The organism is Amycolatopsis nivea, assembly GCF_004522235.1.
Taxonomy (GTDB): Bacteria; Actinomycetota; Actinomycetes; order Mycobacteriales; family Pseudonocardiaceae; genus Amycolatopsis; species Amycolatopsis nivea.
The window spans coordinates 231,254-252,044 of sequence record NZ_SDLT01000002.1 but is presented as its reverse complement, the minus strand read 5'-3'; the positions used below and the strand labels follow the sequence as shown (position 1 = coordinate 252,044).

21 protein-coding genes are annotated in these 20,791 nt (G+C 69.7%); 17 read left to right on the top strand and 4 right to left on the bottom strand.

Features of this window, described 5'->3' with window-relative positions:
• Nucleotides 1–5 precede the first annotated feature (5 nt).
• Nucleotides 6–3,200 carry an arabinosyltransferase domain-containing protein gene (locus EIZ44_RS03350; protein ID WP_205670008.1) on the bottom strand — a complete coding sequence of 1,065 codons (3,195 nt, stop codon included), beginning with the start codon at nt 3,198–3,200 and terminating at the stop codon, nt 6–8.
• Nucleotides 3,201–3,440: 240 nt separating this feature from the next.
• A complete protein-coding gene (locus EIZ44_RS03345) occupies nt 3,441–4,310 on the bottom strand; it encodes a hypothetical protein (RefSeq protein WP_134727690.1) in 870 nt (289 codons plus the stop codon).
• A 61-nt stretch (nt 4,311–4,371) separates the two neighbouring features.
• Between EIZ44_RS03345 and EIZ44_RS03340 the strand changes: the two genes are divergently transcribed.
• From EIZ44_RS03340 to EIZ44_RS45350, 12 genes are all read left to right on the top strand, one after another.
• Complete coding sequence (locus tag EIZ44_RS03340; RefSeq protein ID WP_134727689.1) at nt 4,372–5,139, top strand: SDR family NAD(P)-dependent oxidoreductase; 768 nt, start codon at nt 4,372–4,374, stop codon at nt 5,137–5,139.
• 77 nt (nt 5,140–5,216) lie between these two features.
• A complete protein-coding gene (locus tag EIZ44_RS03335) occupies nt 5,217–5,963 on the top strand; it encodes an ABC transporter ATP-binding protein (RefSeq protein WP_043831556.1) in 747 nt (248 codons plus the stop codon).
• Nucleotides 5,964–5,977: 14 nt separating this feature from the next.
• A complete protein-coding gene (locus tag EIZ44_RS03330; RefSeq protein ID WP_439098579.1) occupies nt 5,978–8,401 on the top strand; it encodes an ABC transporter permease in 2,424 nt (807 codons plus the stop codon).
• A 40-nt stretch (nt 8,402–8,441) separates the two neighbouring features.
• The gene (gene pyrE, locus EIZ44_RS03325) at nt 8,442–9,005 is read left to right on the top strand and encodes an orotate phosphoribosyltransferase (RefSeq protein ID WP_037808870.1); all 564 of its coding nucleotides are present in this window, start codon (nt 8,442–8,444) and stop codon (nt 9,003–9,005) included.
• A 92-nt stretch (nt 9,006–9,097) separates the two neighbouring features.
• Nucleotides 9,098–9,652, top strand: a complete 555-nt coding sequence (locus tag EIZ44_RS03320; protein ID WP_037808869.1) for an RNA polymerase sigma factor — start codon at nt 9,098–9,100, stop codon at nt 9,650–9,652.
• Nucleotides 9,643–10,200 carry a hypothetical protein gene (locus EIZ44_RS03315; protein WP_043831552.1) on the top strand — a complete coding sequence of 186 codons (558 nt, stop codon included), beginning with the start codon at nt 9,643–9,645 and terminating at the stop codon, nt 10,198–10,200. The genes EIZ44_RS03320 and EIZ44_RS03315 overlap by 10 nt, the downstream gene beginning before the upstream one ends.
• Nucleotides 10,197–10,559 (top strand): Asp23/Gls24 family envelope stress response protein, encoded by a 363-nt coding sequence (locus tag EIZ44_RS03310; RefSeq protein ID WP_037808867.1) that lies wholly within the window; start codon nt 10,197–10,199, stop codon nt 10,557–10,559. Before EIZ44_RS03315 ends, EIZ44_RS03310 begins: the two co-directional genes overlap by 4 nt.
• The gene (locus tag EIZ44_RS03305; RefSeq protein ID WP_134727687.1) at nt 10,556–10,858 is read left to right on the top strand and encodes a hypothetical protein; all 303 of its coding nucleotides are present in this window, start codon (nt 10,556–10,558) and stop codon (nt 10,856–10,858) included. The genes EIZ44_RS03310 and EIZ44_RS03305 overlap by 4 nt, the downstream gene beginning before the upstream one ends.
• A 47-nt stretch (nt 10,859–10,905) precedes the next feature.
• The gene (locus EIZ44_RS03300) at nt 10,906–11,178 is read left to right on the top strand and encodes a hypothetical protein (RefSeq protein ID WP_134727686.1); all 273 of its coding nucleotides are present in this window, start codon (nt 10,906–10,908) and stop codon (nt 11,176–11,178) included.
• A gap of 265 nt (nt 11,179–11,443) precedes the next feature.
• Nucleotides 11,444–11,842 carry a DUF2784 domain-containing protein gene (locus EIZ44_RS03295; RefSeq protein WP_037808862.1) on the top strand — a complete coding sequence of 133 codons (399 nt, stop codon included), beginning with the start codon at nt 11,444–11,446 and terminating at the stop codon, nt 11,840–11,842.
• 16 nt (nt 11,843–11,858) lie between these two features.
• Complete coding sequence (locus tag EIZ44_RS03290; protein WP_037808860.1) at nt 11,859–12,518, top strand: TrmH family RNA methyltransferase; 660 nt, start codon at nt 11,859–11,861, stop codon at nt 12,516–12,518.
• Nucleotides 12,519–13,393: 875 nt separating this feature from the next.
• Entirely contained in the window at nt 13,394–14,293 is a 900-nt protein-coding gene (locus tag EIZ44_RS45350) for a glycoside hydrolase family 76 protein (protein WP_240691212.1), read from the top strand.
• Between the two features lie 3 nt (nt 14,294–14,296).
• On the opposite strand, the gene EIZ44_RS03280 is transcribed toward EIZ44_RS45350, so the two are convergent.
• Entirely contained in the window at nt 14,297–15,163 is an 867-nt protein-coding gene (locus tag EIZ44_RS03280) for a LacI family DNA-binding transcriptional regulator (RefSeq protein ID WP_037808857.1), read from the bottom strand.
• A 134-nt stretch (nt 15,164–15,297) separates the two neighbouring features.
• A complete protein-coding gene (locus tag EIZ44_RS03275) occupies nt 15,298–16,320 on the bottom strand; it encodes a LacI family DNA-binding transcriptional regulator (RefSeq protein ID WP_037808855.1) in 1,023 nt (340 codons plus the stop codon).
• Between the two features lie 131 nt (nt 16,321–16,451).
• Between EIZ44_RS03275 and EIZ44_RS03270 the strand changes: the two genes are divergently transcribed.
• The 5 genes from EIZ44_RS03270 to EIZ44_RS03250 are packed head-to-tail and all read left to right on the top strand — an operon-like array spanning nt 16,452 to nt 20,784.
• The gene (locus EIZ44_RS03270; RefSeq protein ID WP_037808854.1) at nt 16,452–17,471 is read left to right on the top strand and encodes a substrate-binding domain-containing protein; all 1,020 of its coding nucleotides are present in this window, start codon (nt 16,452–16,454) and stop codon (nt 17,469–17,471) included.
• Nucleotides 17,468–18,457: an ABC transporter permease gene (locus EIZ44_RS03265; protein ID WP_009084957.1), complete on the top strand. Its 990-nt coding sequence runs from the start codon at nt 17,468–17,470 to the stop codon at nt 18,455–18,457. Before EIZ44_RS03270 ends, EIZ44_RS03265 begins: the two co-directional genes overlap by 4 nt.
• Nucleotides 18,454–19,278: an ATP-binding cassette domain-containing protein gene (locus EIZ44_RS03260; RefSeq protein WP_037808853.1), complete on the top strand. Its 825-nt coding sequence runs from the start codon at nt 18,454–18,456 to the stop codon at nt 19,276–19,278. Before EIZ44_RS03265 ends, EIZ44_RS03260 begins: the two co-directional genes overlap by 4 nt.
• A gap of 7 nt (nt 19,279–19,285) precedes the next feature.
• Entirely contained in the window at nt 19,286–20,152 is an 867-nt protein-coding gene (locus EIZ44_RS03255; RefSeq protein WP_134727762.1) for a PfkB family carbohydrate kinase, read from the top strand.
• Nucleotides 20,149–20,784 (top strand): nucleoside/nucleotide kinase family protein, encoded by a 636-nt coding sequence (locus EIZ44_RS03250; protein ID WP_009084950.1) that lies wholly within the window; start codon nt 20,149–20,151, stop codon nt 20,782–20,784. The genes EIZ44_RS03255 and EIZ44_RS03250 overlap by 4 nt, the downstream gene beginning before the upstream one ends.
• Nucleotides 20,785–20,791: the final 7 nt, after the last annotated feature.

Genomic DNA, 20,791 nt, shown 5'->3' with positions numbered 1-20,791 from the left:
CCGGTTTACGTCTCGCCGGTCGGGTTGGCGGGTTTGGCCAGCGGTCCAGGCGACCACAGTCCGGAATGCGTCACCGACTGCTGATGCAGCGCTGCCGAAGCCGGGAGCGCGTTCGCGACGTCGGGCGTCACCTCGTACAACGTCCCCCAGTCACGGTCGACGTCGCCTTCCAGATACGTCGGCAACGCCTCCATCTGGACGCTCGCGTTCATCCACACGAACGGCCCGCCGCCCGCGGGCGAAGACCAGTACCGGCCGACCGTGCGCAGGTCGTCGCCCGCGCTGATCCGGTACTTCGGCATCTCGGCGATCCCGTTGTGGATCGAGGACGGGCGCAGGCACGGGTGCTGTGCGGCGGCGGCCCACTCCAGGAACACCGGGTCCTTCCCGACCACGTCGGTCATCTTCGCGATCTTCGGCGCCCGCGGCGCGCTGAACGCGACCCAGCCTTCGCTGCCGAGCCCGCGGCCCTTCGCCACGATCCGCACCTGGTCGGCGCCGTCGGGCACGCTGACCCGCGCGTCCCGCCAGTCGGTGTCCTTCTTCTTCGCGTCGAGCTTCTCGCGGCTGAGCACCTCGAACCCGGCGGGGGTGTTCTTGCCGAATTCGGCGGTCAGCCCGTTCGGGTCCTCGGTCTTGCCCGCGAGCGCGACCACGATCGGCACCGAGCCGTCGCGCGCGCGTTCCGGGATCGAGTACCACTGGGTGCGCAGGTCGCCCGCGCCGTCGCCGGACTCGTGGTAGCTGCCCCAGATCGGCGCGGCGTCCTTGCCGAAGCCGTGCGGCGGCTTCCACTTGTCGTCCGTGGGCAGCCCGCCGTTGGTGACGAAGCCCTTCTGGGTGCTGGTCAGCCATTCCTGCGGCGTGGTCCCGCGGTCGGCGCCTGCGGGCACCTGCCAGCCGGGCGCGGCGTTCTGCGGCTGCTGCGGCGCGGCTTCGAGAATGCCGGCCTTCGGATCGCGCTCGACCTTGATGTAGTCGGACAGCCCGCAGCTCTTCCCGGCCAGCTGGCGGATGTTGTCGGCACCCATGTTGTAGGTGTCCCAGCGCTTCTGGATGCCCTTGGCGATGCTGCCGATCTCGAACAGCACGAGAATCGCGCACACCGTCGACAGCGGCGCGAGCCCGAGCCGCAGCGCCCGGCCGCGGTTTTCCAGGTCGGACCGCGGCACCGGCGCGGGCGGCACGAACGGTTCGTGCTCGTTGTGCTTCATGTGCTCGATCGCCGCGATCGCCAGCGCGACCGCGGCCGCCACGAGCGCCATCGTGCTCAGCTTGATGCCGAACACCTGCGGCGGGAGGTCGAACCACGGCACGCCCCACGCCGAGACGTACCACCAGGCGTTCGGCCCGGTCGAAGCCAGCGCGACGATCACCATCAGCCCGGCGAAGAACGCCGCGCGGTTGCGGCGCGACAGCAGCACGGTCGTGCTCGTCGACAACGCGGTGAGCGCGGCGAGCGGACCGCCGACCGCGACCAGCATGCCGAAGTGGTGCGAGTGCTTGGTCGGGGCGAGCGCGAGGACCACAAAGGACAGTGCGCTGATGCCGAGCAGCCTGCGGCTCGGGCCGAGCGCGGCACCGCGGATGTTGCCGCGCCGCAGCAGCACGACCGCGCAGGTCGCAAGGCAGAGGAAGATCAACAACACCGGGAACCGGCGCGTCATCGAACCGTCCGGGCCGTTGCTGAACAGCATCGTGTAGCGGTCCAGCTCGTTGTACCAGGCCCCGGTCGGCCCGAGCGAAGACCGCAGCCGCACCGATTCGAGCGCGCCGCTCAGCGTCTGGTCGCAGAAGATGAGTGCGAGGATCACCAGTCCGGCGGCGGCGACCGGCGCGAGCACCGGAACCCAGCCGAACTGGCGGGCGTGCCGGAGCACGATCTTCGCCAGCGGTTTCAGCCCGACCACGAACGGCAACACGGCCATCAGCCCGTGCGGGTTCACCGAAACGCACAGCGCCGCGACGGTCAGCCCGACCGCCGCCGGGCCGAGCCGCCGGGTCGCCACCGCGCGTTCGACCGCGCAGATGGTGATCAGCGACAGCAGCGCGACCAGGTTTTCCGGGCGCAGGCCGTTGTCGTAGGGCAGCCAGAACGCGAGGAAGACCGCGCCCGCCGCCCAGCCGGCCGCGCTGCTGATCCGCACCTGCCTGCCGAGCCGGGGCAGCACGCCCCGGCTGATCAGCATCCAGCAGGCGACGCCCATCAACAGCGACGGCAGCCGCATCCACGGCGTCAGCGAACTGACCTTGGTCATGGCCGCGTAGATGTCGACGAACCACGCCATCGGCGCGTCCGGCGCGGCGAACCACCGGTAGTACTCGCCGATGTACCCGGCGTCGCCGCGGACGCGCGCCATGGTCGTGAAGTAGCCGTCGTCGGCGGTCATCGCGCCGATCAGCCACCAGACGCCGAGCGTGCCGAGGACGGCTATGTCGAGGAATTTCAGCTTCCACCAGCCGCGCTTGGCCAGCCGGGGCGCGCGCCGGCCGGAGAGCCGGTCGAGGCGGTACAGCGCGAGCACCGCGCCGATGAAGCAGAGCACCGACAGCACGATGGCGGCCAGCTTGATGCCGGTCGCCGTGCTGGCCCAGCGGTTGTCGACCTGCGCGGAAACCGAAAGGCCGTGCGTGTCGTCCTGGTTGTTGAGGTCGGAGAAGAAGCCGGTGAGCTGCGGCCGGTGGTCGTCGCTGACGTCCGCCAGGTGGGCGCCGCCGACGGACGCGGTCGTGTGCTTCGGGTCGGAATGCACGGTGATCGTGCAGTCGCCCTCGCCGATCGGGGCCGCGCCGAGCTGCTGGCCCTGTGAGGAAAGCGTGAGCTGACCGTCGCCGACCTGCAGGGCCATCCCGGTGACGGTGCCGATGCTGGAGTTCGGCGGGTTGGTGCTGAACAGCACGGCGTTGCCGTCGGTGCGCGCGTCGAGCGCCCGTGCGGTCGCGCACGAGACCTTCGCGTCAAGCGAGATCGGCGCCTGCGCGGTCAGCGGGGCGGACACCGCCCTGGTGCCGCCCTGGGCGGTCGGCCAGTCGAGGGTGGTTTGCTCGAGCGTGACGGGCAGGAACGGGATCGCGATCGCGAGAATCGCGCCGGCGATTCCGAAAACCGCAGCGAGCAGCCGCGCCCGACGCCCGGCTTTGCTCTTGCCGGCAGCTGTCGGAGACGCCGATTCGGCGGCAGCGGATTCGAGGTCGACCACGCCCCGCAGGCTATCCAAGCGGATGCGGGCCTCCCGCTGGGGACTCTCCAGGTGGCGGCGCCACCTGGTCGAGCCCGGATTCGCGCGCCGAACCGCCACGGTGGGTAAAGGAAGCGCGGCCTTCGTTACGGCGAACGGGTGACGTCCCGCAGCTCACGACGGCTTCGGCCGAGGGTCGTTTCACGATCCGGAAACGGTCCGGACTCGGTTGCCGAAAGCGGACCCGGCCTGGTGGTGAACTCAGCCGGGCGAGAAAGTGAACGGCGGCCCGGAAACTGTCCATCCGTTGTCGATGACCGGATTTCCGAGCACCTCGGCGCCCACGTGCTGGCTCCGGGTAACCGGGACACCCACGGTAGAAGCGGTGCTCGCCCGCGCCGCCGCGATGTCCGCGGCCGACAGTTCGCCGTGGAACCGCTCGGTGCGCTCGGCGGTCGACTGGCTCGTCGCGGCCAGCGTGTGCACCGGGCCGAGGTCGCCGGACACGCTGTGCCGCTCGGTGGACTCCAGCCGCGCGACGTCGAGCTTGCCGGTGAACTGGCCGAGCACGCTTTCGTCGGAGTTCGCGACCACCGAGCCCGCCGGGCCGAGGTCGACGGCGTCCGCGGAGGTGCGTTCGACGCGGCTGCCGCTCATCAGGTCGCCGGAGAATCGGCCGGCCAGACCGGATTCGGCGCCGGTCTTGCTGCTGGAGAGCGCTTCGACGCCCTGGGGCAGCCGGACGCCGTGCCGCATGGACTGGTCCAGACCGGCTACGTGCGCACCGTCGAACGGCTGCGTGTGGTGCGCGCCGAGGTCGTTGCCGGTGAACGCGCGGCCTGCCTCGCCGAGACGCAGGTCGTGCGTCTGGGACTGGCCGGCGGCGTCCGGAGCGAGCGCCTGGTGCAGGTTCGACGCGGCGGACGCGGGCAGATCGCGCGTCGTGAGCGCCTCGTCGCGGGTGAACTGGAGGTCGGTGGAGGAACCGTGCTGGTGCAGGTCGAGCGGCAGTCCCCCGCGCGGGGTGTCCGCCAGCGCCGCAGCCGGGCCGGCGAGCAACAGAGCGAGGGGTGCCGCACCGGCGGCCATCCGGGGCAGATATCCGGGCGTCCGCTTGGTGTGCTTGCCCATGCGCCGGACCATACTGCGCCACCAGCGCAAACGCAGCTGAAAAACGGGTAGCTTCACCCACATGACCACCAGTTCTGTGATCACGGGAGCCACCGCGGGCATCGGCGCGGAATTCGCGCGCCGGCTCGCCGCCGAGAAGCACGACCTCGTCCTCGTCGCCAGGGACGAGGAGCGGCTGACCGCGCTGGCCGAGAAGCTGCGCGCGGAGCACGGCGTCGAGGTGACCGTGCTGTCCGCCGATCTGTCCGAAGTGGACGGTCGCGGCCGGGTCGCTGAGCTGCTCGGAACCCGGCCGGTCGACCTGCTGGTCAACAACGCGGGGTTCGGGCTGAGCGGCGAGTTCTGGGAGATCCCGGCCGAGGACCTGCAGCGTCAGCTCGACGTCAACGTGACCGCCGTGCTGCAGCTGACCCGGGCGGCGCTGCCGGGCATGGTCGAGCGCGGCCGCGGCGACATCATCAACGTCAGCAGTGTCGCGGGCTTCTTCTCCGGTCGCGGTTCGACGTATACCGCCAGCAAGAACTGGGTCACGTCGTTCACCGAGGGCATCGCGATGTCGCTGCCGAAGGGCGTGCGGATGATGGCGCTGTGCCCCGGTTTCACCCACACCGAGTTCCACGAGCGCGCCGGGCTGCGGCGGGAGGGGCCGAAGGCGTTCTGGCTCGACGTGGCCCAGGTCGTCGACGAAGCCCTCGCTGACCTGCGCCGCGGCAAGGTGATCTCGGTGCCGAGCCTGCAGTACAAGGCCCTGGTCGGGATCGGCGGACTGCTGCCGCGTCCGGTGCTGCGCAAGCTCGCCGGCGGGTTCGGCAACCGCCGCCGCACCTAGCGGTAGGGACAGCCCTACCCCGTCCCGGCGTGTGCGCCCCAGGGTGTTTTCCCCCGGCAGGCCATAGCGTTTTCCCCATGGCGACTGGGGAAGCGGTGCGGCTTGAATCCGTCCGCAAGGAATACGGCCGGGTCACGGCACTGGACGGGGTGAGCCTGTCCTTCTCGCGCGGGGGGTTCACCGCGGTGATGGGCCCGTCGGGCTCGGGCAAGAGCACGTTCCTGCACTGCGCGGCCGGACTCGACCGGCCGACGAGCGGTTCGGTCCTGCTCGACGACCAGGAACTGGGCAAGCTCTCCGAAACGCGGCTCACGAAGCTGCGCCGGGACAAGGTCGGATTCGTCTTCCAGGCGTTCAACCTGCTGCCCGCGCTGACCGTCGAGCAGAACGTCGTGCTGCCGCTACGGCTGGCCGGTCGTCGTCCGGACCGCCGCCGCGTCGCCGAGATGCTCGGGCACGTCGGGCTGGGCGACCGGCGCAAGCACCTGCCGGGTCAGTTGTCCGGTGGTCAACAGCAGCGGGTGGCGATCGCTCGCGCGCTGGTCAGCCGCCCGGCCGTGCTGTTCGCCGACGAGCCGACCGGCGCGCTGGACACCCGTACCGCCAGTGAAATCCTCGGCCTGCTCTCGGAATCGGTGCGCGGCGGGCTGACCGTCGTGATGGTGACACACGACCCGGTCGCGGCCTCCTACGCGGATCGCGTCGTCTTCCTCGCGGACGGCCGCGTCGCCGGCGAGCTGCACCGGCCGACCGCGACGGCGGTCGCCGAACGCATGACGCACCTCGGCGCCTGGGCCGACCGGACGCCGGTGGGCGGCTTCTGATGTTCAGTCTTGCCTTGCGCACCTTGCGTTTCCGCACCGGCGGGTTCATCGCCGCGTTCGTGGCCGCGTTCCTCGGCGCGGTGATCGTGTCCGCCTGCGCCGGTCTGATGGAGACCGGGATCCGGTCCGCCGCGCCGCCGCACCGGCTGGCTTGGGCGACGGCAGTTGTTGCCGGACAAAAGGATTTCGAGCTGCAGAAGCATTCCGACAAGCCCAAGACGCAGTCGGTCGCGCTGTCCGAGCGGGTCCGGTTGGACCGATCGCTGGCGGAGACGATCCGCGCGACACCTGGCGTGTCCACTGTGGTCGGTGAGGTGAATTTCCCGGTATCGCTGGGTAAACAGCCTCTCGTCGCGCACGGTTGGGAGTCCGCTCGGCTGCCCGGACCCGCGCCGCGAGACGGTGAAGTGGTGCTGCCCGCCGTCAGCGGGGTGTCGGCTGGCGCGACGGTTGACCTTGCGGTGCAAGGGAAGATCAATCACTACCGCGTCGCTCGGACGGTTGAGGGATCCGACGTGTTCTTCGCCGACGACGTGGCCGATCAGCTCTCCGGCCACCCCGGCAAGGTCGACTACTTCGGCGTCGTCACTGACAATCCGGCCGCGTTGCACCTCGGGTCGGGGGTGTCCGTGCTGACTGGAGATGAGCGCGGCCTCGCTGAATTCCCGGAGGCGCAAACGAGCGGCGCACGGCTGATTCCGTTGGCCGGTGTCGCGGGCGGACTGTCGATTTCGGTCGCGGTGTTCGTCATCGCCAGCACGTTGATGCTGTCGGTGCGCCAGCGGCAGCGGGAATTGGCTCTGCTGCGCGCGATCGGCACGACACCACGGCAGTTGCGGCGCATGGTTCTCGGCGAAGCGCTGGTCATCGGCGTGCTCGCGACCGGAGTCGCGGCCGCGCTGGGTCCGGTGTTCGGCCGATGGCTGTTCGAACAGTTCACTTCGGGTGGGTTCATCCCGCCCGAGGTGCAGTTCCACCAGGGCTGGATCCCGATGATCATCGCGGCGGGCGCGACGATGCTCGCCGTCGGGATTTCCGCGCTGGTCGCCGGATTCCGGGTCGGTCGCATCCGGCCGACCGAGGCGCTCGCCGAGGCCTCCGTGCCGCGCAGCTGGCTGACTCCGGTGCGGCTGATCGTCGCGCTGCTGTGCTTCGGCGGCGGGACCGCGCTGGGCATCGTCACGCTCGCGGTGATGACGGGACCCATCGCGGCGAGCACGGCGGGTCCGGCGGTGATGCTGTGGGCGATCGGCGTCGCGATGATCAGCCCGGGCGTCACGAAGCTGACCGCGATCCTGTTGCAGGGCCCGATGCGGTTGATCAGCGGCGTCACCGGCTGGCTGGCGATCACCAACACGCGCAACGCGGCCACCCGGGTGGCCGGCGCGGTCACGCCGATCATGCTCGCGGTCGGCATCGCGACCGCCAACATCTACCTGCAGACCACGACCACCGCCGCTTCCGCGCAAGCCTTCGCCGAAGACCTCCGCGCCGACGCGGTCGTCGCGGGCCCCACTGGAATTTCTCCGGAGGCTCTCGACCGTGTCCGGCACGCGGACGGCGTCGCGGCGGTCTCGTCGTACGTCAGCAGTCGCGCGTTCATCACCGCGCCGTTCGACGAGAACCAGACCAAGAAGGGCTACCCGGCGCTCGGCCTCACCGACGCGACGATCAACGCGGCCACGGTCGTGCAAGGCAATCTCGCCGACCTCAAAGGCGACACGATCGCGTTGCCCGACGCCGCCGAAGTCTCCCGGTCCGTCGGCGATTCCGTCACGCTCCGTCTCGGCGACGGGACCGACCGGACCCTTCGCATCGTCGCGATCGTGCAGCAGCGAGACGGTGCCGAACAGCTTCTCCTGCCCGCCGACCTGCTCGCCGCGCACACTGCCGCGGGTCTCCCCCGGCAGGTGCTCGTCCGCGCCGAACCCGGCGTCGACCAGGCCCGGCTGACGCGCAGCCTGACCGCCGCGACCGCCGGTCTCCCGGTGTCCGTCGGCGACCGGAGCACGCTGGCCGCCGCGAACGCCAAGAACGACGAGACCGGCGCGTGGGTGAACTACCTGCTGGTCGGCATGATCGTCGGCTACACGGTGATCTCCGTGGTGAACACCCTGGTCATGGCCACCTCGCGGCGTCGGCGGGAGTTCGGGCTGCAGCGCCTCGGCGGTTTCACCCGCGGCCAGGTGCTGCGGATGGCCGCGAGCGAAGGCGGTCTGATCGCCGCGATCGGCATCCTGCTGGGCACCGTCGTCTCGGCGGGCGCGATCGTGCCGTTCTGCCTCGTCGCGACCGGACGGGTGCTGCCGGACGGGCCGATCTCCATCTACCTGGTGATCGTCGCGACCGCGATCGTGCTCGCCTTGGTCGCCGCGGTCCTGCCCGCTTGGGTGGCGACGCGGACGCGTCCGGTGACGGCCGTCGCGACCGGGGAGTGACGCGCGGAAGTTGTCGGTGCCGTGTGTAAGACTCTCGGCCGTGGCGTACCCCGGGTTGGATCAAACTGCGAAACTCGAACTGGCCAGGCTGGTCAGCGAACTGGCCGTCGTGCACGGCAAGGTCACCTTGGCCTCGGGCAAGGAAGCCGATTACTACGTCGACCTCCGGCGGGCGACGCTGCAGCACGCGGCCGCCCCGCTCATCGGCAAGCTGCTGCGGCAGCTCACCGCTGACTGGGACTACGTCGCGACCGGCGGGCTCACCCTCGGCGCGGACCCGGTGGCGCTGGCGATGCTGCACTCCGCCGCAGCCGAGGGCGTGGTGCTCGACGCGTTCGTCGTCCGCAAGGCGATCAAGGAACACGGGATGCAGCGCCGGATCGAGGGCGTGGAGGTGCGCGGGCAGCGGGTGCTGGCCGTCGAGGACACCTCCACCACCGGCGGCAGCGTGCTCACCGCGGTCGAGGCGCTGCGCGAAGGCGGGGCCACCGTGGTCGGCGTCGCGACGGTCGTCGACCGCGACACCGGCGCGCGCGAAGCCATCGAGAAGGCCGGGCTCGAGTACCGGTACTTGCTGAGCAAGGACGACCTCGGGCTCAGCTGAGGAGTCAACCGAGCGGAAGTGAGCACAGTCACCCACAATGCGTGCGTGACGAATGCCCGCCACGCGGTGTCCCCCTGACGGAAGGGGGTGCCGTGACCACGACCAGTGTCCCGCTCGACGACGCCACCCTCGTCGGCCGTGCGCGAGACGGCGACGTGCGCGCGTACGAACAGCTCGTGCAGCGTTATCAGGGCCCGATGTTCCGGCTCGCCCTGAAAATGCTGCATCACCGCGGCGACGCCGAGGACGTAGTGCAGGAAGCGTTCCTCGGCGCGTGGCGGAAGCTGGCGCAGCTGAACGACGACAACGCGTTCGTCGGCTGGCTGTACCGCGGAACGACCAACCGCTGTCTCAACGTGATCCGGGCGCGCCGCCCGCAGGCCGACGTCGACCTCGACCTGGCCGAATCGCCGCGCCGCGACACGCAGCCGGAGCACGCGGTGCAGGTCAGCGGCCAGCTCGCGGCACTCGACGAGGCGCTTCAGACGCTCACCCCGCAGCAACGGGCGTGCTGGCTGTTGCGTGAAGTGCACGGCCGGTCGTACGACGAGATCAGCGAGATCGTCGGCGCGAACCCCACCGCGGTCCGGGGGCGCATCGCCCGGGCCCGTGCGCAGCTGGCGGAGGTGATGAAGCCGTGGAGGTGAACCAGGACTACGAACTGCCGTGCGGCCGGGAACTGGAAACGCTCTGGGAGAACCTGGACGAGTCCGACGACCACCAGGCGGAGTGTGTCCACTGCCGCACCGCGCGGGAAAGCCTGCTGGCCCTGCGCTCGGCGACGCAGGAACTGATCGACGAGCCCGACCCGACCCCGCCGGACCTGTTCGGCCGGATCATGTCGGCCGTCCGCGCCGAAGTGCGCCGCGGCCAGATGCTGGATCTCGCCGCCGCCGAACCGGGTTCGGTCGAAGTGAGCGAACAAGCCGTCGCGGTCGTGCTCCGCTATGCGGCCGATTCCGCCGGCGACGTCCGCGCCCGCCGGGTGCGGGTGCGAAAGGTCGGTGTTGATTCGTCCGGCGCGGCTCAGGTCGAGGTCGAACTCACCCTCGCGGCGCGCCTGGGGAACACCAGCGGCGCTGACACGTTGGCCCGCGTACGAGAACTGGTGTCCGCTGCCGCGACCTCGCGGGTGGGTATTTCGTTGGTCAGCCTGGATCTGCTGGTGGAAGACGTGTACGAGGACGGGGAATGACCGCCGAATACGTGATCGCCGCCCCGGTGATCGCGAGCGTTGCCGCCCGCGCGGCCGCCGAAACCGCCGGAGTCGTGCGCCTGGAACCCGGCCTGCGCGGGTTGGCGACCGCGTGGGCCCGCGAAGCCCGGCAACGCTGGAAGGGCCTGGAACCGGCTCCCGCGGACGGCGTCCGGGTCCGCGCCCACGAGGACAGCCTGACGGTCGAGGTCGACGTGGTCATCTCGGGTGCGGACCAGGCCGCCGCGGTGGGCCGCGCGGTGCAGCGCGCGGTGTTCCGGGAAGTCCTCGCGCAGACCGGCCGCTCCGTGGACGCCGTTCGAGTGTCCATTTTGGACATCGAAGTGGGGCGGAAGTGACCGATCCGCGTTCGCTGACCGGAAGACTCGCCGACGCCCTGTCGGCCGTCGACGGCCTCCGCCCCGCGACGAGCGTGGCCGCGGAAATCAGCTGGCTGCCGACCGATCCCGCTGGCGGGTCAGTGGATCTGACCGCGGAATCGGTGGAGATCCGGGTGGTCGCGCTGCGGTTGCCGCTGCCGCCCTTGCTGTCAGCCGCCGAAGCCCAGGTGCGCAAGGTGCTCGACGGGACCGAGTGGGCGGACGCAAGCATCCGCCTCGTCGTGACGGACATCGACGGAGCAGCGTTCGCTGGCTGAACGCCCTTTTCCGCGTATCGTCGGCTTCGAGCCACGGGAGGGCGCGGATGATCCGGATCCAGGTGACCAACAACGACGACAAGCCCCGGACCTGGAACGTCGAACCCTATGGCGACGAAGTCGTGCTCAGCGTCGACGACGTGCTCTCGATCGAGTACGCGCACCCCGCTGACGTGGGCTTCGTGGTGACTCTCTACCCCGACTCCGAGGTCGTCTGGGCGACGGCGAACGGGCGCCGCGATGGCCAGCTGCCCGACGACCTCAAGCTCAATGGGGTCACCCTATGGCCGGGTTTCGGCGGCACCGGCTCGCCGGCCTGAGGTCCTTCTTCCGCGTTCGTCACCCCGCTTTTCCCCGTTTTCTCCGTCGATTCGCGTGCACGGAACGAAGTCATTTACGGCGCGTCGGGTCCCTTCGTGCCGGGTGTTCCGCCCCGTCTCCTACCCGGAGTGATCCCTCCGTTACCTGCCGGGTGAACTCGTTGCTCCGGTGGGTCGAACATCACATCAGGTCCCCCTATTTCCCGCTCCCTGGACGGGTAATCGGAGTAACGTCGCTGGTAGGTGCACTGGGAAGGGGGCGAAGGTGGACACGACGGTCGCGCATGTTCTGGCCGATGTCACCGTGGCGGTGCACATCCTCGCCCTGCTCTTCATCGGCTTCGGCGGCTTCCTCGCGTGGCGGTGGCCGAAGGTCGTTTTCGTGCACATTTTCTTCGCGGTGTGGGGCGTGCTGGTCAATGTCACGCCGATTCCGTGCCCGCTCACCGCGCTGGAGGATTTCTTCCGGCATCAGCAGGGTCTCGGCGACCTGCCCGGCGGGTTCAACGCGTATTACCTCTACGGCACGGTGATCCCGCGCTCGCTGCTGCCGGTGGTGGTCGTGGTGGCCCTGGCGGTACTGGTGATCTCGTACCTGGGCGCCTACCTGAGGTGGCGCCACCGCCACGACGACAGTCCGGCGCACGGCGTCAGCCTCGGCTGAGCGAGAATCGTCCTTCGTGACGACGGAACAACCCGAAGCGGGCCCCACCGAGTGGGTGAACCGCGAGGAGGTAGGCGTAGGCCCCTGGCCAGGCACCTGGCCGGACGACCCGCGCTACGACCCCGAACTCCTGGCCAACGGCGACCGCCGCAACGTGGTCGACGCCTACCGCTACTGGCGCCGCGAAGCAATCGTGTCCGATGTGGACACCCGACGGCACCCGTTCCACGTCGCGATCGAGAACTTCCAGCACGACCACAACATCGGCACTGTCGTCCGCACCGCGAACGCCTTCGCCGCCGCGGAAGTGCACATAGTGGGCCGCCGCCGCTGGAACCGCCGAGGCGCGATGGTGACGGACCGCTACCAGCACCTCCGCCACCACGAGAACGTCGCGACGTTGCTGGAATTCGCCACCGCGGAGGGTTTGACGGTGGTAGCGGTGGACAACACGCCCGGCGCTGAGCCGGTGGAAACCGCCGAACTGCCGCGGAAGTGCCTGCTGCTGTTCGGTCAGGAAGGCCCTGGTCTGTCCGAAGCCGCACAGACGGACTCCGCGAAAGTGGTCTCCATCGCCCAGTTCGGCACCACAAGGTCTATCAATGCGGGAGTTGCGGCCGGAATCGTGATGCACGCGTGGATCCGACAGCATGCGGACCTCTCCAAAGCTTGGTGACTTCGCCGCTTTGCCACCGATGGGGTGCTTCGTGAGCGGCTGCGCCGGTTAGAACCGGGGCCGCTCACGAGAACCCAGGCCTAGCGCCGATCGCGCGGTTCGGGAGGGCGCGTAGAGAGGCAAGTTCTCCGCAGCGCAGGCAGAATCAAGTCATGACCGCCGACTCGTCCGACCCCGCCAATCCCGCTGCACGCGGCGATGCGCCCGGCCCTGCCGCATCGCCCTCGGACGACTCTGCCAGTCGCACGACGAATGCGGCTGCGGGTGCGGCGAATCCCGCTGAGCGTGCGGCACCGGCCGAGCGCACAGTCGGCCAAGCCAATGACGCAATCGACCCGGCCGAGCGCACCGCGGCGGAGGTGGCTGAGGGTGCACCCGCCGAGCGTGCCGCAGCGAGCGAGCAACCCGCGGCAGCCGATTGCCCTGCAACAGACGAGCGTGCCGCAGCGGCCGGGCACTCCGCCGCGGGGGACCCCGCACCGGCCGAGAGCCTCGCAGCGACCGAGCGCGCCGCTGCAGCTGCGCGCGCGACGGCAGCCGAGCCCCCTGCAGCGGCCGAGCGCACTGCAACAGCCGAGCACCCCGCCGCAGTCGGGCGCCCTGCGGCTGCCGAGAGCACCGCAGTGAGCGAGCATCCCACTGCACCCGAGCCTGCCGTCGCAGCCGAGCGTCCCGCAGCGGACGCGAGCCCTGCAGCGGTCGAGCGTCCCGTTGCAGCCGCGAGCCCTGCAGCAGCCGAGCATCCCGTCTCAGCCGAGCGCGCCGCAGCACTAGAACGCGCCGCCTCAGCCGAACAGGCGGTCTGCGCCCGCCACCTCCGCCGCCTGTGGGCCCTCCCCGGCACCGTCCTCGGTCGCAGTGGATGGCCGCCCACCATGAGCCAGCGGTTGCACTGGCACTGGAACTACTGGTGGCAGGCCCATCTCCTCGACAGTCTCGTCGACGCGCAGCTCCGTCAGCCCACCGGCGAACGCGCGTGGCTGATCGACCGCTTCATCGCGACGGTGCATCGGCGCAATTTCGGTTCCTGGGTCAACGACTACTACGACGACATAGCCTGGCTAGGGCTCGCGCTGCAGCGAGTGCGTCAACTCCAACTATCCACAGTGGACGAACCGATCGAGGCGATCAGCAAACGGCTGCACGAAGGCTGGACAGAAGACCTTGGCGGGGGAATTTGGTGGCGGCGCGGCGACTCCTTCAAGAATACCCCCGCGAACGGGCCTGCCGCTATCTTTCACGCTCGGACGGGTGATCAAGAACGCGCCGGTGCCATGACGCAATGGCTCACCGACACCCTCGTAGACCCGGAGACCGGCTTGGTCTGGGACGGGATCCGGGCGGACACCGGCGAAGTGGTCAAGCATATTTTCTCGTACTGCCAAGGGGTTTACCTCGGCGCATGCCTGGAGCAGTCCCGCTGGGAAGACGCGGCACGCACGATCCGTGCGGTGGAGAAACACCTGGCACCACAAGGGATTCTCCCGGGATCAGACGGAGGCGACGGCGGGCTCTTCTCGGCGATCGCCGCCCGTTACCTCGCGCTCGCGGCCAACAAGGCCAACAAACTGCCCAGGCCGGAAGCCGAAGCAGCGAAAAGGCTGGTCCAAAAATCAGCGGAAGCATGCTGGAACGGTGCGGCACAAGAGAAAACCGGACCGTTGTTCAGCGCGTACTGGGACAAGCCAGCCCCGAACCCGCCGGGCAAGGCGGAGCGGGATCTGTCTGTCCAAATTGGAGGGTGGATGCTGCTGGAGGCCGCGGCAACCCTGTGAAACTCAGCAGCCGCACGAAGCGCGGTGCAGGAACCGTGGCGCGAGGCGGACGGACTCCGGTCGGCGCTCCGGCTCGCGGCAGCGTGCCAGCAGCAACTGCACTGCCCGGCGGCCGATTTCCGAGATGGGTTGTGCCATCGTCGTCACGCCGGGGGAAACCGTGCGTGCCCAGTCCATGTCGCCGTATCCGACGACCGCCAGTTCCGATCCGATCCGGATGCCGCGGCGGTGTGCTTCCCACTGCACGCCGATCAGCATCGCTTCACCAGCGACCACCAAGGCAGTGGGCGAGGGCCAGCCGTCCAGGAGTTTCGCGGCAGCTCGGGCCGCGCCGCCTGCGGTGGACTGGCCGGACGCCACCAATTCCGGGTTGTAGCGCAGCCCGGCGCGGCCTAGGCCAAGGCGGTAACCGAGGGCGCGTTCTTCGCTGACGGTGGTGCCTTCGGTGCCGGTGATCAACGCGATCCGTCGGTGCCGTCGCGCGGCCAGGTGTTCGACCAGCGCGGACATGGCCTGGAAGTTCTCCGAACCGACCTGGTCGACGTCGTTGCGGCCGGCGATCCGGTCGACCAGGACCGTCGGCACGCCAGTCCGCACGAGACCGTTCACGACCGCCTCGTCACCGGGCGCGGGCACCAGAAGGACGCCATCGATCCGGTCCGCCTGCAGCGCGCGCAGCACTTCGGCTTCCGCGCGCGGACAGTCGCTGGTGTCGGCCAGCAGCAGGTCGCAACCCGCCCGCGCGGCAGCGCCGCGGATGGCACGCAGCAGCTGGTCGTGGTACGGGCTGGCGTGCCTCCCCAATGCCACCCCGAACCGATGGGTGACCGGCAGGTCCCAGTGGGGGACCTCCGGCGCCAGAACGGTCATTTTTCATGGCCCTCGTCGTCGATACCTACCCAACAGTAGCCACTGTCGGGCCGCACCAGAGAGGGTCCGAGACGATCGGGTCCCGAGAATCACTGAGGTGAGTGAACGGCCGCGTGCCTGGTTACGCGGGGCAGTCACGACGCGCACCCGCACGAAGCCCGGTGCCGCAAGGTCGGCGGCAACCGCACAGTCTCGGCCGGTCGGCCGGGATCCGCCAGTCGAGCGAGCAGCAATTGCACCGCCCGGCGGCCGATTTCGTCGATCGGCTGGGCCATCGTCGTCAGCGGCGGGTCCACGAGGTCGGCCCATTCGACGTCGTCGTACACCACCACCGGCAGGTCCTGGCCGATCCGCAAACCCCGTCGCCGCGCCTCGTGCAGGACGCCGACCATCATGCTGTCGTTCGCCACTACCAGCGCGGTCGGCGGATCCGGCAGCGCCAGCAGCGTGCTCAACGCCAAGCCGCCGCCGTCGCGGGAGGACTGTCCGCACGCCACCAGGTCAGGCGACCAGCTCAATCCTGACCGGCCGAGGCCGAGCCGGTAGCCCAGCACGCGTTCGTCGCTCGTCGTCAGCCCGGGCGCGCCGGAGATCATCCCGATCCGGCGGTGGCCCAGCGACGCCAGATGCGCGGTCAGCGCCGACGTCGCCTGGATGTTCTCCGCGCCGACCTGGTCGATGTCGGTCCGGGTGGTGAGCCGGTCCATCAGCACGGTCGGCACGTCCAGCGACACCAGCTCGCCCAGCACCGACCCGTCGCCGGGCGCGGGCGTGATCAGCAGCCCGTCGACCCGGCGCGACCGCAGCGCGCGCACCACGTCCCGTTCGGTGCCCGCGGTGTCGTGCGTGTCCGCAAGCAGCACGGTGTATCCGTTTGCCGACGCCTCCCGCTCGATCGCGTGCATCAGCGCCGCGAAGTACGGGTTCGCGACCAGCGAGATCGCCATCCCGATCGACCGCGTGCCCCCGGTGACCAGCGAGCGCGCGATGGCGTCGCCGGTGTACCCGGTGGTCTCGATCGCCCGCAGCACCGCGGCTTTCGTCTCCTCGGCCACCGCCCGCGTGCCGTTGACGACGTGCGAGACCGTCGTGATCGACACGCCCGCCATTTCGGCGATGTCGCGCTGGGTCGGGCGGGCGGAGCGGGGTCGCGGCATGTCTGTCCTTCATCGAGAGAGCGAAACCAGGAGCGTTGGCAAGCGTTTGCGCAAACGCTTGCGTCATGGCATGAGTCTGTCTACCTTCCCGTCCATCGGCAAGCTCGCACCTCGATTCGGAGGGCATCTCCATGAGACACCGGAGTCTCACCGCACTCGCCTTGGCGGCCGCTGTCGCGGTCTCCACCGCCGGGTGCACCGTCGAACGCCACTGGGGCGGCAGCTCCAAAACCGGCGGCAGCGGCAAGGCCAAGGTCGGCCTCGTCACGAAGACCGACACCAACCCGTACTTCGTCGAACTGCGCAGCGCCGCGGCCGCCGCGGCCAAGGCCAACGGCGCTGACTTCAGCGCGCTCGCCGGGCAGTTCGACGGCGACAACGACGGTCAGGTGCGCGCCATCGAGAACCTGATGCAGCAGGGCGTGAACACCATCCTGATCACGCCGAGCTCGTCCACCGGCGTGCTCAAGGCCATCAAGGACGCCCGCGACGCCGGCATCCTCGTGATCGCCCTCGACACCGCCACCGAACCGCCGGACGCGGTCGACGCCACCTTCGCCACCGACAACTTCGCGGCGGGCGAGCAGCAGGGCGCGTACGTCAAGGCGGCGCTGAAAGGCGCGGACCCGAAGCTCCTGATGGTCGACGGCACCGCGGGCAGTTCGGTCGACACCCAGCGGCACGGCGGGTTCCTCAAGGGCATCGGGCTCAAGGACGGCGCGCCGGAGATCAAGGGCCACACCAACGCCAACGGCGACCAGAGCCTCGCCCAGCAGGGCATGGAGAACCTCCTCCAGCGCACCACCGACCTCAACGCGGTGTACACGATGAACGAGCCGATGGGCCGCGGCGCGTACGCGGCTCTCAAAGCACGCGGCCTCACCAACCAGCTCACCGTCGGTTCGATCGACGGCGGCTGCGAGGGCGTGCAGAACGTCAAGAACGGCCAGTTCGCCGTCACCGTGATGCAGTTCCCGCGGAAGATGGCCGAACAGGGCGTGCTCGCGGCGGTCGAGTACGCGAAGACCGGCAAGAAGCCGAGCGGGTTCGTTAACACCGGCTCGACCGCGATCACCGACCACCCGATGCCCGGGGTGCCGAGCAAGGACACCGCCTGGGGTCTGCAGAACTGCTGGGGAGGCGGGAAATGACGACCGCGACGGTCAACAACCGCGAGCGCGAGACGCTCGGCGAGTTCTTCCTCCGCGCCCCCGCGGTCGGTCCCGCGCTGGCGCTGGTCGTGGCGGTCCTGGTGTTTTCCTTCGCCACGGACACCTTTTTCGACCTGGACAATCTGTCCACTGTGGTCCAGCAGTCGCTGGTGGTCGGCACGCTCGCGCTCGGCCAGACGCTGATCATCCTGATCGCGGGCATCGACCTATCCAACGCGTCGTCGATGGTCGTGGCGACGCTGGTGATGGCGAAACTGGCCGCGGTCACGAACGTTTTCTTCGCGCTGCTTGCCGGAGTCGCGCTGACCGTCGTGGTCGGCCTGTTCATCGGCACGCTGGCGACGCGGATCAAGCTGCCCGCCTTCATCATCACGCTCGGCACGTTCACCGGCCTGACCGCGGTCGCGAAGCTGATCGCGGGCGGCCAGGCGGTTCCGGTGTCCGACGGACTGCTCACCTGGCTCGGCACGAAGCGGTACCTCTTCGGCGGCATCCCGATCACCTACGGCATGACGCTCGCGCTGCTCATGTTCCTCGCCGTCTGGTACGCGCTCACGAAAACCGCGTGGGGCAAGCACGTTTACGCCGTCGGCAACGCGCCGGAATCCGCGCGGCTGTCCGGGATCAAGGTCAACCGCACCGTGCTGTCGGTCTACCTCGTCGCCGGGCTGTGCTTCGGCATCGCCGCGTGGCAGGCGCTCGGCCGCACGCCGAACGCCGACCCGAACCAGTTCCAGCTCGGCAACCTCGACTCGATCACCGCGGTGGTGCTGGGCGGCACGAGCCTGTTCGGCGGACGTGGTTCGGTGCTGGGCACGCTGTTCGGCGCGCTGGTCGTCGCCGTGCTGCGTTCTGGGCTGACGCAGATGGGCGTGGACGGCAACTACCAGGACCTGGCGACCGGCGCGTTGCTGATCGCCGCGGTGGTCGTGGACCGGATCGCACGGAGGCAGCAGCAGTCATGACTTCCTCGAACGAGCAGCAGCCGACCCTTTCCGCGCGCGGCCTGGTGAAACGCTACGGCCGGGTCACCGCCATCGACGGCGCCGATTTCGACCTCTACCCCGGCGAAGTGCTCGCCGTCGTCGGCGACAACGGGGCCGGGAAATCCAGTCTCATCAAGGCGTTGTCCGGTGCGGTGGTGCCGGACGCCGGCGAGATCAAAGTGGACGGCAAGACGGTCCACTTCAAGTCCCCATTGGACGCGAGGCACTACGGAATCGAGACGGTGTACCAGGATCTGGCCGTCGCGCCGGCGCTGGACATCGCGTCGAATATGTTCCTCGGCCGGGAAAAGCGGCTGAAGGGACCGTTCGGCATCGGGTTGCGCAAGCTCGACAGCGCGACCATGCGCACCGAGGCGCAGCGGATCCTGGACGACCTCGGCATCAAGGTCAAATCCATTACCCAGCTGGTGGAAACGCTGTCCGGCGGGCAGCGGCAAGGTGTCGCGGTCGCGCGCGCGGCGGCCTTCGGCACCAAAGCAGTGATCATGGACGAGCCGACTGCCGCGCTGGGCGTCGCGGAATCCGCGAAGGTGCTGGAGCTGATCGGCCGGATCCGCGACCGCGGCCTGCCGGTGGTGCTGATCAGCCACAACATGCCGCACGTCTTCGAAATCGCCGACCGCATCCACGTGCACCGGCTCGGCAAGCGCGTCGCCGTGGTGACGCCGAAGACGCACAGCATGAACCAGGTGGTCGGCCTGCTCACCGGTGCGTTGAAGCTCGACGACAACGGCGAGGTCGTCGAGGTCGCGTCCACCACGCACGCCGGGTTGACCTGACGTGCGAGTGCTGCTGGCGGGGTTGTGCACCGTCGATGTCGTACAGCGGGTCGCGGAATTTCCGGAGCCGAGCGAGAAAGTGCAGTCGCTGCAGGTGGATGTCGCGGCCGGTGGGCCGGCGACGAACGCCGCGGTGACCGTCGCGGCGCTCGGGGCCGAAGCGACTCTTGTGACGGCTCTCGGTGCGCACCCGCTGGCCGCGCTCGCCCGGGCTGACCTCGAAGCCTGCGGCGTCGATCTGGTCGACCTCGCTCCGGAACGTGCGCAGGCGCCGCCGGTCAGCGCGGTCGTGGTGCGGGACGGCGACGGCGAACGCACCGTCGTCTCCCGCAACGCCGCCTCCGACGAGCCACTGGAACTGCCTGACCTCACCCAGATTTTCGAGCGCGTGGACGCGGTCCTCGTTGATGGGCATCATCCCGAGCTAGCGCTTGCTGTCGCCGAGGAAGCCCGCGCCCGCGAAGTGCCGGTCGTCCTCGACGCGGGCAGCTGGAAACCGGTACTGGACCAGTTGCTGCCATTGGTTCACGTGGCAGCCTGTTCCGCGCGGTTCCGTGCTCCCGCACCGAGTTTGGCCGAACGCGGAGTGTCAGTGACGATCACGACGGCGGGCCCGGAGCCGGTCGCCTGGAGCACTACGGAAGACTCTGGGCAGGTCCCCGTGCCGCTCGTCGAAGCGCGGGACACCCTGGGGGCCGGAGACGTGTGGCACGGTGCGCTCGCGTACGCGGTCGCGACGCGGGAAGGCGCGGTCGCCGACTGGATCGGATACGCGAACGCGGTGGCAGCGGAACGGGTCCGGCATGTCGGTCCGCGTTCGTGGACGGGGCCGGTCGGGGAACTGGCGAAGAGCAGAGAAGAGGGAGTGCGATGACGGCGTTCGAGGATCTGCTGGCGCGGGCCGAGAAGCTGGCCAAACCGCGGGAACGGCACGTGCTCGGCATCATCGGCGCGCCCGCCTCCGGAAAAACCACGCTGGCCTGGGCGATCGCCAACGCGCTCGGCTCGCGGGCCGCGGTCGTCGGGATGGACGGCTTCCACCTGGCCCAGGTCGAACTGCAGCGGCTCGGCCGCACCGACCGCAAGGGCGCGCCGGACACCTTCGACGCGGCCGGCTACGTGCACCTGATCCGCCGGCTCGCCGAGGGCCGCGAGACGGTGTACGCGCCGGAGTTCCGCCGCGAGATCGAGGAGCCGATCGCCGGCGCCGTCCCGGTCGCGCCCGAGGTGCAGCTGGTCATCACCGAGGGCAACTACCTGCTGCTTCCGGACGACCCGTGGAGCGGCGTGCGGCAGTACCTCACCGAGGCGTGGTTCCTCGCGCCGGACGAGCCGGAGCGGATCGAGCGGCTGGTGTCCCGGCACCGGCGCTACGGCCGTTCGCTGGTCGAGGCCCGGCAGCGCGCGCTCGGCTCCGACCAGCGCAACGCGGACCTGATCGCGAACACCCGCGACCGCGCCGACCTGGTGCTCGAGAACCTGCCGCTGACGAATTTCGCCCTCTGAGCAGGGT

Bases quoted from the DNA above. Each gene is read 5' to 3' on its own strand.
- EIZ44_RS03335 (WP_043831556.1), top strand. From the start codon at position 5,217: ATGGCGACTGGGGAAGCGGTGCGGCTTGAATCCGTCCGCAAGGAATAC.
- EIZ44_RS03275 (WP_037808855.1), bottom strand. From the start codon at position 16,320: ATGCCGCGACCCCGCTCCGCCCGCCCGACCCAGCGCGACATCGCCGAA.
- EIZ44_RS03345 (WP_134727690.1), bottom strand. From the start codon at position 4,310: ATGGGCAAGCACACCAAGCGGACGCCCGGATATCTGCCCCGGATGGCC.
- EIZ44_RS03270 (WP_037808854.1), top strand. From the start codon at position 16,452: ATGAGACACCGGAGTCTCACCGCACTCGCCTTGGCGGCCGCTGTCGCG.
- EIZ44_RS03300 (WP_134727686.1), top strand. From the start codon at position 10,906: ATGATCCGGATCCAGGTGACCAACAACGACGACAAGCCCCGGACCTGG.
- EIZ44_RS03265 (WP_009084957.1), top strand. From the start codon at position 17,468: ATGACGACCGCGACGGTCAACAACCGCGAGCGCGAGACGCTCGGCGAG.
- EIZ44_RS03310 (WP_037808867.1), top strand. From the start codon at position 10,197: ATGACCGCCGAATACGTGATCGCCGCCCCGGTGATCGCGAGCGTTGCC.
- EIZ44_RS45350 (WP_240691212.1), top strand. From the start codon at position 13,394: ATGAGCCAGCGGTTGCACTGGCACTGGAACTACTGGTGGCAGGCCCAT.
- EIZ44_RS03250 (WP_009084950.1), top strand. From the start codon at position 20,149: ATGACGGCGTTCGAGGATCTGCTGGCGCGGGCCGAGAAGCTGGCCAAA.
- EIZ44_RS03260 (WP_037808853.1), top strand. From the start codon at position 18,454: ATGACTTCCTCGAACGAGCAGCAGCCGACCCTTTCCGCGCGCGGCCTG.
- EIZ44_RS03280 (WP_037808857.1), bottom strand. From the start codon at position 15,163: ATGACCGTTCTGGCGCCGGAGGTCCCCCACTGGGACCTGCCGGTCACC.
- EIZ44_RS03340 (WP_134727689.1), top strand. From the start codon at position 4,372: ATGACCACCAGTTCTGTGATCACGGGAGCCACCGCGGGCATCGGCGCG.